13 protein-coding genes are annotated in these 14,072 nt (G+C 41.7%); 8 read left to right on the top strand and 5 right to left on the bottom strand.

Features of this window, described 5'->3' with window-relative positions; translation table 11 throughout:
* Positions 1–252: 252 nt before the first annotated feature.
* Positions 253–1,449: a serine hydrolase domain-containing protein gene (locus tag HC733_RS20630; protein WP_190366865.1), complete on the bottom strand. Its 1,197-nt coding sequence runs from the start codon at positions 1,447–1,449 to the stop codon at positions 253–255.
* A gap of 290 nt (positions 1,450–1,739) precedes the next feature.
* Here HC733_RS20630 and HC733_RS20625 point away from each other — a divergent pair, with 290 nt between their 5' ends.
* Positions 1,740–2,129 carry a hypothetical protein gene (locus tag HC733_RS20625; protein WP_190366864.1) on the top strand — a complete coding sequence of 130 codons (390 nt, stop codon included), beginning with the start codon at positions 1,740–1,742 and terminating at the stop codon, positions 2,127–2,129.
* Positions 2,130–2,381: 252 nt separating this feature from the next.
* On the opposite strand, the gene HC733_RS20620 is transcribed toward HC733_RS20625, so the two are convergent.
* The 4 genes from HC733_RS20620 to HC733_RS20605 form a co-directional block, all read right to left on the bottom strand.
* Entirely contained in the window at positions 2,382–3,293 is a 912-nt protein-coding gene (locus tag HC733_RS20620) for a DUF4350 domain-containing protein (protein ID WP_190366863.1), read from the bottom strand.
* Positions 3,294–3,358: 65 nt separating this feature from the next.
* Positions 3,359–4,054 (bottom strand): hypothetical protein, encoded by a 696-nt coding sequence (locus tag HC733_RS20615; protein WP_190366862.1) that lies wholly within the window; start codon positions 4,052–4,054, stop codon positions 3,359–3,361.
* A 66-nt stretch (positions 4,055–4,120) separates the two neighbouring features.
* Positions 4,121–7,984, bottom strand: coding sequence for a two-component regulator propeller domain-containing protein (locus tag HC733_RS20610; RefSeq protein ID WP_190366861.1), 3,864 nt, complete (start codon positions 7,982–7,984; stop codon positions 4,121–4,123).
* A gap of 294 nt (positions 7,985–8,278) precedes the next feature.
* Entirely contained in the window at positions 8,279–8,455 is a 177-nt protein-coding gene (locus HC733_RS20605) for a hypothetical protein (RefSeq protein WP_190366860.1), read from the bottom strand.
* Between the two features lie 184 nt (positions 8,456–8,639).
* Here HC733_RS20605 and HC733_RS20600 point away from each other — a divergent pair, with 184 nt between their 5' ends.
* From HC733_RS20600 to HC733_RS20570, 7 genes are all read left to right on the top strand, one after another.
* Entirely contained in the window at positions 8,640–9,128 is a 489-nt protein-coding gene (locus tag HC733_RS20600) for a low molecular weight protein-tyrosine-phosphatase (protein WP_190366859.1), read from the top strand.
* A gap of 75 nt (positions 9,129–9,203) precedes the next feature.
* Entirely contained in the window at positions 9,204–9,842 is a 639-nt protein-coding gene (locus HC733_RS20595) for a 2OG-Fe(II) oxygenase (protein WP_190366858.1), read from the top strand.
* Positions 9,843–9,933: 91 nt separating this feature from the next.
* Positions 9,934–10,305 carry a hypothetical protein gene (locus tag HC733_RS20590; protein WP_190366857.1) on the top strand — a complete coding sequence of 124 codons (372 nt, stop codon included), beginning with the start codon at positions 9,934–9,936 and terminating at the stop codon, positions 10,303–10,305.
* 404 nt (positions 10,306–10,709) lie between these two features.
* Positions 10,710–11,381 (top strand): type 1 glutamine amidotransferase domain-containing protein, encoded by a 672-nt coding sequence (locus HC733_RS20585; RefSeq protein ID WP_190366856.1) that lies wholly within the window; start codon positions 10,710–10,712, stop codon positions 11,379–11,381.
* Between the two features lie 12 nt (positions 11,382–11,393).
* A complete protein-coding gene (locus HC733_RS20580; RefSeq protein ID WP_190366855.1) occupies positions 11,394–12,002 on the top strand; it encodes a glutathione S-transferase family protein in 609 nt (202 codons plus the stop codon).
* Between the two features lie 407 nt (positions 12,003–12,409).
* Positions 12,410–12,892 (top strand): GNAT family N-acetyltransferase, encoded by a 483-nt coding sequence (locus HC733_RS20575; protein WP_190366854.1) that lies wholly within the window; start codon positions 12,410–12,412, stop codon positions 12,890–12,892.
* A 357-nt stretch (positions 12,893–13,249) separates the two neighbouring features.
* Positions 13,250–13,696, top strand: a complete 447-nt coding sequence (locus tag HC733_RS20570) for a hypothetical protein (RefSeq protein WP_190366866.1) — start codon at positions 13,250–13,252, stop codon at positions 13,694–13,696.
* Positions 13,697–14,072 lie beyond the last annotated feature (376 nt).

Raw genomic sequence — 14,072 nt, 5'->3', positions numbered from 1 at the left:
TGTTGAGTAGTAACAAGCCTAACTGCACGTTCACGAAATTCTGGTGTATAGCGATTTGATTTTTTCATAGTTCCAGTTTCTCAAGTTATTGAGTCTCTGGCAAACTCGGGGCGATTCATTGCGTTTAGTGTCTCATTTGTACTGTCTCTCGTTTTGTCTCTATACCTCACTGAATAGGTAGCTTGATTGCGCGCCTGCATGAACGCTATACAGGCGCGGAAAAAAGCTCAGTTTACTTAGTTGTTGCCCAAACTAGAATTCACTTAATACCTTGGCTCTAATAGTGGTTCTAAACCTATCTACCATGTCGTACTTCTGAGGTTCGTCACGTCGATTAAATACATGATTATAAAAAATACTGATGCTGACATCTTCCTTAGGGTAATAATAACTGCGGGTTATGTAACCGTTATTATACCCCCCATGAAAATATGCCATTTTACCTTTGATATTGCCCTCTTCGCTGTCTTCGGTAAAAACAACCAAACCAGCTCCATATTGCCTGCGAGCATCCAATATATTGAGATCAGCAAGCATCTGCTCTTTGATCGTTTCATTAAACGGCTGGTGTGTTTTGCCAAACGCGCGATAAAACTTCGCAAGATCTTTGGTGGTGCTTACCATACCACCATCTGCTGCCCGATAGCCTAGTTTTACATGGCGATAACTTTTGAGCTTTCCATCTTCTAACTCGTAGCCATCTACTAGCGTGCCTTTTATTTCTTCTCTTTGATAGTAATACGTATTTTCTAGTCCTAGCGGTTCTAATATCCGCTGACGTATTGCTATCGCTAAGTCAAAACCTAACACATTATCAAGGATCAGACCCAGTAATAGGTAATTAGTATTTGAATACTCAAACCCCTTGCCGGGTTCGAATCTAGCGCTCTTTCCATAGGCATAACTCAGCATTTCAGTTACTTGCCAGTCATGGTCTGGTTCAGCTTTAATTTTGTGCCAAAACTCAGGGGTTGATAGGTAATCGTATAAGCCACTGGTGTGCTTTAAAAGGTGCCGAATTGTTATCGTGTCCATGTTAGGAAGCTGACTAGAAATTTCATTACTCAGGTATTGCTCTATAGGCTCATCCAAGTTTATGCGGCCCTCTTGCGCCAACATAAGCGTAAGCGTTGCAACAAAGCTTTTGGTGTTACTGGCTATTCTAAATAAATGATCGGGTTGCAACGGAGTTTTGTTCTCAATGTTTGCCAGTCCACTGGTATAAAAGCGTTCATACGTTGGGGTTTCGATGTATACAGACACCCCTGTTAACCCGCCTTTGACCACCTTATCGAGCAAACTTTGGTAGTCTTCATTGGTATCAAAGCTAATGTTAGTTGTTGAGGGTGTTGCTACTGCTGGTTTGTCTTGCTTTTTGGTATTTTTGCTACCACCGCAGGCACTTAAAAGTATCATTGCGGCAACTAATAAGATGTGAATAGTCTTCATAGTGTGTTCCTGTTTTACGTTTTTTATACGTATAACATGGGAACACGCTAACACTGTCCAACTTGATAATATAAGACACTAGCCGCCTCATCCACACACATGTGCATGGTGAAAACAAACCTACAACCGATTGAATATTAAGCTTACTTTACATTTTATAAAACAATAGCAGCAACTGTAGTTTCTAAAGCGTAAAAACAAATTACAATACACGCATCGAACGAGCGCTAGCTAATAAAATTAGGCTTTATAAGTCTGGCAACTATGATCAAGCAAAATAAAAATATTGTATGTCTCCAGCTCCCGACGCGGTTGCCACCAAAAGCGAAGGATTTAACATTTGGGTACCAAAAACCGGATTAGGTGAAACGGATAACACCGGGGCAGATTTATTGGGTGGTCGCAACCCAGCAACGCTTATTTCAAGAGAGTTACTATATCGCTCATGTGAGTTGTCTTTAAACCAGCACTTATCAAAAGAAGAAGCGCTGGCAATTTATCGCGAAACACTCAGTACCATTACAAAAATATCTACTGCGGGGTTAGGTGTGGGTACAAGTGGCTCCCAAGCTAATACGGCAATTACGACTATTCCTAGTGCCACAGAGGAAAGCACACCGAAAACCAGCTCAGATAATAGTAAAGACACAACAAGTTCAGACAACTCAACATCGTTCTAACGAAGAGCTTTACTGTTGTGACTAAAGCAAGAACCTAGCTTCATCGTTACCAATGACAATTAGCCAAGTTTGAATGTTTAATGCCTGTGGCATATTCAAACTTGGTAAGTCAGTACTCCTCTGGTTTTAGTTTTTATTCCCTAAAGCGCACCTTGCAGCAACCTTATAAATCACATCTGCCGTGTGAGACTTCATGGGATTAGGCTATTTGATGCGCCGCTAATAAACTTAACAACACTTTTTAAAAAAGCTTTAGGACGGCCCCTTGTTTGCCAGCCAATACATGACGTTTAGTAAAAAACGCTCGTTTTGCTCGGCTCCAGGGGATACCAGCCCAGATGTTTGCCCAGTAGGCGTATAAACTTGAGAGGTAAACATACTCGCTTCAGCAAAGACAGCAATTCGGCCTTTACCTACTTCTAGCACAGCACCTTGCGACCAACCTTCAATCGCGATCCGAGATGTTTGTTCATCTACCGCAAATGGCCTCTGCGGTATTACCGCCTTCGCCCCTTTAGGTAACTGCATAATGTTGATGGCAGCTTCAGGGGCTTTAAAAGCGTCTCCTCCTAGGCTTTTCACTTGAGTGATTTGGCCTGTTCGAGAGGTACTGTCTAATATCGTGTGGTGATTAAGGGTGTTATTTTGTGTGCTAAAGGTGACTTCTTGCACATGCCCATTGGCAAACTCAAAACCAAATGCACTTGCAAGTTGCTCTGCAGCTTTGGGAAATGGGATATGATCAGCAATTAAAAGTAATGCGCCACCTTGGTTTACCCATTCTTTAACTGCCTGTACTTCATTCGATGTAAAAGCACTTAGAAATGGCCCGTCCCAGTTTCGACTATTGCTCTTATGCAGCGCGTTGGCAATAACTAAAACATCAGCCTTAGCTAAGCTTGCTCGGCTAAAGCTTTTTTTATTTGCTTTAACGTTATAGCCATCACTTTGCAGCACTTTTGCAAAGGGCTTATAGCGCGTATTTATGGTGTGAAAGTTGTAGTGAGCTTCGTCAACTAACACCACAGGCGCTTGTGATTTATCAAAACGCGCATAGCTATTTTGCGGTTTGAAGTTTGGATCTGCTTGTTGTGGTAAGCTATCGCCAGCGCAGCCGCTAAGGCCAATGAGCAATAAGCTAGGCAACATAAACCGAAATAACATCGCCGAATCTTCCTTAAATCCATCATGTATTGGGTTAACATACCAAACCTAGGTACTTAATACACTTAACCGAACACATTCTTACAAAATGTTTTTATTATTTGCCGCAGATTGACGGGAATAATAACAAACAACGCTACCCCCTTATCAAAATCTGGATTTATATGGCAATAGTATTGGATCTCTTGTTTGGTACTTGCCCTAAGCGCTGCTAAATCCTGCTCGCTATAGTTAGTGGAGCGTGAAACGTTGACCAAACATCTCAATGAATTGGCCATACTCACCAAACCAGTAGCGTTAAATCGCTCAAAAAGGTCACTTGGTAATTCACATCCCTTATGCGGCCAAATAATGCCTGTTTTTTTAGCAATGGCTCGATACATGGCAGGACTGAGCATGGTGTCGGCATAATAGTGTTTTCGCCATGGTGATTTAAGCCACGATTTAATACTTTCTCGTAAAGAAAAACTAAAAGTATTACCGCCTTGACGATAATCAGGTAAAAACGCCGCTGAAGCGCGGATAACAACGGTATTCATTTGTTCACTGAAGGTCAGCAAACAATAGCCAACAAGTGTATTCTGATGATAGTAAAGCCGTAACTTTTTCTGATATGAATCTGCATTATCGAAGTATTTAGCAAGGTAATCCTGTGGATGAACATTGGCAAAGCTCGCTTGGATAATTTTGCTTATCTGCTGCCTTTGCGCCTCAGTTAACCACAGTTTTGTTTGTGTTAAGTCAATCGTGCTTAATTTCATAACGTATTAATTTTATTATATTATGACTTTAATGTAGCAGTATCAAAGCCTTTAAGCACACAAATATCACTGACTTTGAGGTAGCATGATAGTAAATACACAGCCGTTGTTTGGTACACTCTCACACTCTATTTTACCTTTCAGTTTTTGTGTCACAATATTATAAACAATGTGCATACCTAGCCCAGTGCCTGTGGCTCGGTGAGTAGTAAAAAATGGCTCAAATACTTTACTCAGGGTTTCGCTGTCCATCCCTTTTCCTGTATCCGCAAAAACCCATTTAACCCAATCACCACTGTGCTCAAGTGAAATAGTAATGCTACCTTCGAGTTTTCCGTCATCAAAGCCATGACGTACTGCATTTTCGATAAGGTTAGTTAATATTTGCGCCAAGGCTCCAGGGTAGGTAGTTAAGCGCACTTGCGTAGGAAAGTCAGTGTGCAAAGTTACTTTAGTGTGTTTCCATTTAGGTTGTAAACTGGTCAGTACATCGGTCAAATACTCAGATAAGTTGATATTGCTAAGCGCTTCTTCAGACTGGTCAACAGCCACCTGTTTAAAGTTCTTAACCAGCTGAGCTGCGCGTTCTAGACTTGATTCTTGGAGTTTCAAACTTTCTTTCAGGCTGTTTATAAATGATGTAAGTTGAGGTTTTGTCAACTTAGCACTGTTGAGTAATTGTTCACATTCTTCCACTTGCCTCGTTGCGTGAGAACTTGCAGTGATGCTAATCCCTAAAGGAGTATTTATCTCATGTGCAACACCAGACACCAACCGACCCAATCCAGCCATTTTCTCTTGCTCAATCAGTTGCTGTTGTGTTTTTTTCAAGTAATCGTGCGTTTCTTTTAGTTCTTGATAAGTGTTCGCCCGTTTTTCAACCGAATCAGCATTTGCCAAAGCAATGGCCGTGTAATTAGCAATTGTTCTTAGCATTTGCACATCATTCTCTGAAAATGCATTTTTTTGAAAGCTTTGTACTGTCACACAGCCAAGTACGTCATTGCCAACACACAGTGGTAAGTAAATGATAGATTCGGTATTTGCTCCACTAACTGGTAACTTTACATCACCAACGCAACACTTAAGTTCATCAAAGCAGTTAACAAACAACGCCTTGTTGTTTTTCACGCACCATACAGCTGGCCGCATATTGTCATGCAATTCATATTCAAAGGCGCTCAGACGCTGGCCGTTCTCAATAGCAAGTTTGCACGCAATTACCTGCCTTTGCTTATCCAAAATGCCAACTACAAACACTTGCGCATTCATCAACTCATTTACATGCTTGTAAACTCTTTCAAGTACAGACTCTAAGTGCAAAGTCGACGTGATCTCTTGGCCAATCGTACTTAACATTGAGATATTCGCAGTTCTTGATTGAACCAAATTATCAAGCGCCGCTTTTTGCGCTTGCAGTCCTCTTACTCTCCAAAGATAAATACCGTATAAAACCGTCACCGCAAACATCAAAGCAACGAATTTAAACCACAGCGTCTCGTACCAAGCCGGTAGCTGGATGACTAACACACTTTTTTGCTCATCACTCCACATCCCATTGCGGTTTGAGCCTTGAATTTTTAGCCGATACTCACCGGCTCCCAAGCGCGTATAAGTTATTCTGCGTCGGCTAGAATCAGCAGTTATCCAATGCTCGTCAAAACCCTCAAGCATGTACATGTATTTATTATTCTGTGGGTAGGTGTAATCTAATGCCGCAAACTCAAACGAAAAACTTTTGGTGTTTGCAAGCAACGTGAGCACCTCTGGAACCGGTATTAGTTGGTTATTCACCGCTAACTCGCTTACAACAACGGGGGGAGCATAATCCCATGCCTGCCAAAGAGGCGGACGTACAACTGTAATTCCATTTGTGCCACCAAATAAAAGCGTGCCATCTCGCAGTTTTGTATATGAGCCAGTCCAAATAGTCCCCACCAGCCAGTCATCTCCCTGACCTAGGTCATACCAAGCTTTGCCACTTGGGCTTATCCAACCATATCCATTCCACAAGCGCCCAAGCTCATCTTCCAATAGCACATCACCAGCTCTGGGCCGTCGATTTGCTAGCTTATCAATTGATTCAAAAATGGCTCTCGTTCCATCAAAACTTACTAGTCTATCAAGTCCCAAAGAGGTGGCAACTAGCAAACGGTTTTGCTTATCAACCAGTAGGTTACTAATATAATTGCCGGATAAGGACTCGGTTGTACCAGCCGTTTTACTAATTTCTAGCACCCGTTGTTTTTGTAGCGAGATCACAAACAGTCCGTTACGTGTACCGACCCAAACGTTATTGTCAGTCATGTGCGCAATGCTCATCACTGACTTGCCTTCTAAAAGCTGGTAGCCATTAATATTACTCAAAGAGCGAAGAGTATTTGTCGTCAAATCCATTAATGCCACCCCTTCACTCGTGCCAACCCATAGAAGTTGGTCCGCAGTTTCAAGCAAAGACACAACGGCTATACTTGGTAAACCATCATCTTTTGAGTAATGGTAAAAACGCTGTTCCACTTTATCGTAGCGATACAATCCCTTGTTAGAAGTTCCGACCCAAACATTGCCATTATTACTTTCTTGCATGACTCTGATGAATCCATCACCAAGTGCTTTAGGGTTATTTGGTTGCGGTCTAAAGCCTCCTATAACTCCAACTTGCGGGTCGATAATATCAATACCAGTTTGTGAATTACCTACCCAAATATGGCCATTTTCTAATTCCAAAAAACTGCGGACATCTTCATGACTCAATGTATTTTCTTTCCTTATACTCTTTGAAAATCGGCGTATTGCAGCATTATGGGGGTTATAGCGATTGAGCCCAGCTCCCCACGTGCCCAACCAAACTATGCCTGACGTGTCGACCAAAATCGCACTTATGGCATCTAAGTTAATAGTGGTATCAATAAGGGGATCGTGATTGATATGCCTTACAATATCGCCTGTTTTGGCGTTGACGATAGTTACCCCAGCGCCAGGCGTACCCAACCACATCTCATTATTAACCTGTGCAATACTATTTACCCAGTGATAAGCTAGTGTTTGCTTGTCATTTGGAACGTGCCGAATCCTATCAACCTGCTTAGTAGCGGCTCTGATAATAGCCACACCATGATCGGTCGTGCCTACCCAAATATCATCATTATTCGCCTTAAATAGCCGATATGCATTGTGATCATTTAAATCAACAACAGCTTCACCGGTAAGTGAGCCCGAATCAAACGAGAGTGCCTCTGGCAAGGTAATGCGACATAACCCCGTTTTTCCACCTACCCACAAGGTCTTTGGTGTTGATAATAAAACAGAGCGCAACCGCAGAGATTTAAAAGGGACTTCACATCCAGAAATGTTGTTTAGTCGCGTAACAACATGTGTATTTACGTTGATATGATTTAAACCTTGGTCAGTTGCCACATAAACATTGCCCAGATTGTCGCCCGTTAACGCCCGTACAGTGTTATTTGAAAGGCTACGAATATCAGAGGCGCTATGTTTAAAGTGAGAAAAGGTATTCACAGCAGGGTCGAAAACTGAAACACCATCAGCGTAGGTACCTACCCAAATTTTGCCATCATCCGCAACCCATAATGCACCAACAAAATTTCCAGAAATAGCGTCAGCTTGATTAGCATCGTGCTCATAACGCACAAATCGGTAGCCATCGTAACGCACCAAACCAAATTGTGTCCCAATCCAGATAAACCCTTTTTTATCTTGAGCAAGCGAAGTAATAGCACCTTTTGGAATAACAGTGTCGTCACCAACCGTTTGAAAAATTAACTCTGATAGCTCAAATAGACTCGTAGGCTTTTGTTTTGCCGCATAAGCGATTTGAGTAAAAGTAAAACCTACAAATAGCAGAAAAATCCATAAAAAACGGCACTCATTTAAGTGTTTTGATATGTATAAGTGGGGCCTCAACTTCATGAAAAGCAACTTCAGAAAAATAAAGTGCATTCACTAAAACTAGAATAGCTTGGCTAGAAATACCAATGGATGACGTCTTTTGATTCGAGTTTTGCCCCTGCTAGCCCCCTAGCGGAAAAAAGACATCACCCCGCATAACTCGGCAAATTAGATTCGGCCTCGTTCCCTAAAAGAGGTTAATTGAAATGACGTCTATCAATCTCACTTGTTACTCACTCTCATGTACATACTTTGCAAAAGACCGCCAGTTTGACGGTCTTTTGAGTAATAACGCTTAGGCGCTTATATCATCAATTATTTGATATTACGGGCTTCAGTTGGGTTTTCACATGCAAACCAGCTGCCACACCCAAATTGGCCTCTACGACTATAGTAAATACCACCTGCAACTTGCGGTGTTAAGTCTTTTACCATTGTTTTTGAGTCTAGTGACAGGTTTTTCACTTTCTTTTTATTGAGCTTTATTTTCATTCTATAATCCTTTTAGTAGTTAGCCTGAACCAAAATCAGGTGAGCAAATACTAAGCTCAATTAGGGATTAAGTCACACCTAAGGACACTGGCAAAACTACCAGTTTACGAGCACTAACATATGATTGATGTGATTAGAATTTATATGTTAACTTACTAAAATATATAGATTTAGGTTTAGTATAATGCGCGATACCCTAATCCCAGAACAAGTCCAAAAAATCCTCATCGTTTGCATGGGTAATATCTGCCGCTCTCCTACCGGCGAAGCGGTACTAAAACATAAACTAGCCAAAGCTGGACTCAAACATATTGAAGTCTACTCGGCTGGCACCATTGCTTATCACCAAGGTAATCCGCCCGATAGACGTAGCATCGCTGCTGGTAGAAAACGAGGCTATAGTTTCGATGGTATGTATGCTCGCCAAGTAACGCCCCAAGACTTTGAATACTTTGATTTAATACTGGCTGCTGACAAAGCAAACTTGGCCGATTTGATGGCACTTTGCCCAGCGCAATACCAACATAAACTAAAGTTATTTTTACAATTTGGCCGCAGCCATTATCTTGAAATTCCTGACCCCTATTATGGAGAGGGCGACGGTTTTGAGCTGGTGTTGGAGCTAATTGAAGAGGCCGCTACCAGCCTTATCAAACAACTACAAAAAAGATAAAAATCGCGGTAATTTTTCTCGCCAGATGGGGACGCTTATGGTAGAAATAGCGACCCATTTTCGAGAGCAACATACTTGGACACTTCCACTAATTTATTTGAGCAAATTGCACTTGATTTACAAGTGCATGGCGTAAGTATACAAAGCTTAGAGGCTAATGAGCCCATTCTATTAGCACTGACTGAGCGACTTGAACATTTATCACAAAAAGACTTTTACAAAGCTGGGATTGGTCGCCAAGAAGACCATATAAAAAATGAACAAGTACGCCGCGATAAGATTCATTGGTTGGACAATAAAGATCCCAAAGAAGCGCTTTTTTTATCATATATGCAAGATTTAAAGAGCTACTTAAATCGCAGGCTATTTTTGGGCTTGTTTAGTTACGAATGCCATTTTGCCCAATATGAACCTGGGGCGTTTTATAAAAAGCATTTAGATGCATTTAAAGGAGAAACAAACCGTATTCTCTCAACCGTATTATATTTAAACCCCAACTGGCAAAACACTGATGGCGGGGAACTTGCTATCTATGATCCACAAAACCATGAGCAAGTTTTACAGATTGTAACGCCTAACTACGGCACGCTAGTGACTTTTTTAAGTGACGAGTTTCCCCATGAAGTATTAGCCGCTAAAAAAACACGCTACTCAATCGCGGGGTGGTTTAGAGTAAATACCAGTGTGGGCGGTAATATCGACCCGCCACAGTAACGTGTGACCTAAGATCTATTACACTTTTTTACTTTAACACTTTGACAGCAAAGCCTATTATCGCACTCTAATTACAAAGCAAGGAGCCATAATGACCAAGGTTTTGCTGGCAAGCTCACTCATTACACTGTTATCTGGTTGTATATTTGTACCCAAAGACATTACATACTTCAACGAACAATGCCAAACATTCAACAAAAAGGCCGTGCTAGATACAACCACAGCCGTTCGTTTACAAAACTGTAGCGACCACACTTGTGCCTTAATGCTCGCTTCTACAGGGGTAGTAAGTGCGGCTAGTTTAGTGGTATCTGGCAGCATTGTGGTCGTAAAAAATGTGGTTTATTGGAAAGAAAACCGAAGTGATTGCAAATCACAAGAGCAACGCACGCAAGGCGAGCAATCTGAAAGCAATCATCAACAAGATAGCCAATCAGAAATAAGCGACATTGAACGCAGCTAGGCAGGTAAATTAGCCACTTTTTATTATCTCGACACTAAACATTTTATAATACCGAACACCGGCAGCAAACAACCGTGCAAGAGACAGCAACAAGTGATATCAGCGAAATAGAGCGGCAATAATGAACTAACTTACTACTCCTACAAAAATAGGCGCCTAGCTGACAACCTAATCGCGATGGACAGGCGCAAAATCTTACTCCCTAAATAGAGTTAACCATCATCTTGTTCTAACTTTGTTAAGCGCAACTGATCTTAAACTCAGCTGCCTCGTAGTAACCTCTATTAATTTATTTTTGCTACAGAGCAAAAGTGTTTCGCAAGCGCTCAAGTTGTTGTTTGAAGTAGAACAATATAGTGTGCATACACTTCGTTATTGGCAATGTTTAAACAAAGGTAATCATTATGAAAAAAGTACTTATTCCAGTGACTAATCATGCAACATTAGGCAGTACAGACCAGGTAAATGGTACCTATGCCCCTGAGCTCACACACGTGGTTCATGTGTTAAACAACTATGGCATTACGTTTGACATTGCCTCTATTCAAGGGGGCAAAGCCCCACTTTATGGCACAGACATCGAAGACGATGAAGTGAATAGCCAAGTGTTGAACGAGGCGTCGTTCCAAACAAAAATCAACAATACCTTGTCAGCATCTCAGGTAAATGTGGACGATTATGATGCGATTTTCTACCCGGGTGGCTTTGGCTTGCTTTCTGACTTAGCCAACAATGAAGACGTTGCAGCAATGGCGGCAAAACACTATGAAGCTGGCGGCATTATTGCTGCGGTATGTCATGGTCCAGCTGCATTATTATCAATCACATTGAGTAACGGCGAGCCGTTACTTGCCAGCAAGCATGTTACTGCGTTTACCCGTGAAGAAGAAATTGATTATGGCACTATTAATGATATTCCATTTTTATTGGAAGAATCCCTCACTCGTAAAGCAGCGCAATACAGTAAAGTTCAACCTTGGGGTGAATTTGTAATTGAAGATAACCGTGTTATTACAGGTCAAAACCCAGTAAGTGCGCATGCTGTAGGCGAAGCATTAGTTAAATTATTATCATAAGAGCTAACAAGCATGATAAAAGTACATCACCTAAATCAGTCGCGTTCAACGCGTGTTTTATGGCTATTAGAAGAGCTTGGCCTGCCCTATGAAGTTGAGCGGCACGAGCGTGATAGTGCAACACGTTTAGCACCCGCCAGTTTGGCAAAAGTGCATCCGCTGAGCAAAGCGCCAATTATTGAGCACAATGGCACAATACTTTGCGAGTCAGGCGCGATTATGGAGTATATTCTAGACCAAGCTCCTGATGAACATTTACGCCCAGAAAAAGGCACCAAGGAATACTACCAATATTTAGAATGGTTGCATTTTGCAGAAGGGTCATTAGCACTGCCAGTTATAACCAGCTTGCTGATGCAAATGGAGCAAAGAGATGGCACCAAGGCGATGGATGGTTATATCAGCAAAGAGTTGAAGCTAGATTTTTCGTATATCGATAAAGTACTTGCCAAGCAAAGGTATTTTGCAGGCGAGCAGTTTTGCGCCGCTGATATTATGATGACCATTACTTTAGAAATCGCCAATAGCTTAAATTTACTGGAAGGGCACGCTAATATCGCCCGCTATCTTGGTGATATGCAAACTAGAGAAGCGTATAAAAAAGCACGCGCATTTGGCTAATGAGTTAAGTTTTTATGATTCAGTTTTAAAGGTTTAAACTCGCGACGCTGCTAAATGCATAACGCGAGTTTTTCTTTTATAAATGCTGGTGTTTTGATTTGCTTTGGCCCTATTGTGTTTGCAAAGGTATCACTGGCGCATTGCCTTCAAACAACCGTGCAAAATGCCCCTAAAAGTGGTATTGATTATCACACTGAGTAACGCTGTTTGTATGTGAGATCCTTACTTTAGTCGACAACTAACAGGGGCATGCTTAAGCGCTGCGCTGTTTTGGTACAACCATTTCGTCACTCGGTACTCGCTTAGCGTTATTCTGAACTTGTTTCGTGTCATTCTGAACTTGTTTCAGAACCATTAACGGCAAGCAATCGGCATTGGCAAAACAGATCGGTATTTAGGAAAAGAATATGATCACCGCAATAACACAACAAGACTTTCGCAACTTTTGGCCCGCCTTTAAAGACATCATACAAGCGCAGCAAACCTATGCGTTCGACCCAGATATGTCATTCGAACAAGCCTACCAACTTTGGTGCAAAGCGCCACTCAAAGCTTTTGCTTATAAAGTCGATGGTGAAGTTTTAGGCACCTATTACCTTAAAGCCAACGCCATGGGCCCCAGCAGCCATATTTGTAACTGTGGTTATATGGTCAGCGAAGCCGCAAGAGGCCAAGGTATTGCGAAAAAGCTCTGTGAGCACTCGCAACATATCGCCAAAGAAATGGGCTTTGAAGCCATGCAATTTAACAGCGTGGTGAGTAGTAACGAAGGCGCTATCCGTTTATGGCAAAAACTTGGTTACAACATTATTGGCACTATTCCCAAAGCCTATAAACACCCGCAGTTAGGCTATGTCGATAGCCATATTATGCACAAGTTGCTGGTGTAGATTTAAGTGCGCTCAAGTGCAATGAATAGCACTCGATGAATTGGTTTATAGTCAAGCGCTTAAGGTGTGGAAGAGCAAGCTTAAATCTAACCTGATAAACAGCTGCGTATATCTGTACCAAACTGACAGCGACAAGCTAAAACAGAAGGATACACAGCGCCCATGATTTTGTCCCATAACACTATTAGTCGCCGTTTTGGTGTAAGGATACAAGTAGTGCTTCTGTACTCTTTTAGTTTGTTGTTTACAAAGCGAATTTTGAGTGGAATTATAAGACCATGTAATATGCGCCGATTTTGTGTGTGATGAGCCACCAAATTGGTTGAAAATAAGCTGTTAGGCATTCACGGAGAAAAGATGCGTTCTGCTAGTAACAAGTATCTTCTGGCTGCGGCTATATGTTGTTTCGCTGCTGCACTTGCTCATCTGGGTTGTATTGTATTCGGAGGCGATTGGTATCGTTTCTTTGGTGCAGGCGAACAGATGGCTCGGATGGCAGAGCAAGGGCTGTGGTATCCGACAATTGTAACCTCTGTTATTGTCATGGTGCTTTTGGTTTGGGCGCTTTATGGCTTGTCGGGCGCTGGCGTAATTAAACGTTTACCTCTAACAAAATTGGTGCTAATCCTCGTTGCCAGTATATTTTTAATTCGTGGCGTTTCCTTCGTCGGGTTAATGCCAATGTTCCCAGAAAACAGTCAGACATTTTGGTTAATTAGTTCTGGTATATGTTTGTTTATTGGCGGCCTGTTTGCTCTAGGTTCTTGGCAGCAGTGGTCAGTTTTAGGTGAAAAAAATGCCTAACAATACGCATCACTCGCAACCTGCGGCTGCTGGGCGTCAAACGCTAACGCGTTTTTCCGCCCGTGTGCATTGCGTTAGCAATATAAGGAGTGTTGCGTTGGATTCTGATTATATGCTTCAAGTTGGAAATGAGATTGGTATAAAATCAAATTAAATCAGACAGCCATAAATTAAATCATAAATTAAATCATAAATTAAATCAGACAGCCATAATTGAATTACTAAAAGAGTGAGCATCCAAAGCCTGTTCCTTTTATATTTTTGCGTCAAAAGCACCTTTCATTGCTATTTTTTAAAATTAACTCAGGAATTAGGCGGTATTTGCAAAACGTCAGGCGAGGTTTTACCTACTTTTCAGCATGATGATTGTGGTTTT

Source organism: Pseudoalteromonas sp. S16_S37 (assembly GCF_014694405.1).
Taxonomy (GTDB): domain Bacteria; phylum Pseudomonadota; class Gammaproteobacteria; order Enterobacterales; family Alteromonadaceae; genus Pseudoalteromonas.
Note: the sequence above shows the minus strand (reverse complement) of the source record. Positions and strands in the feature narration are given on the sequence as shown.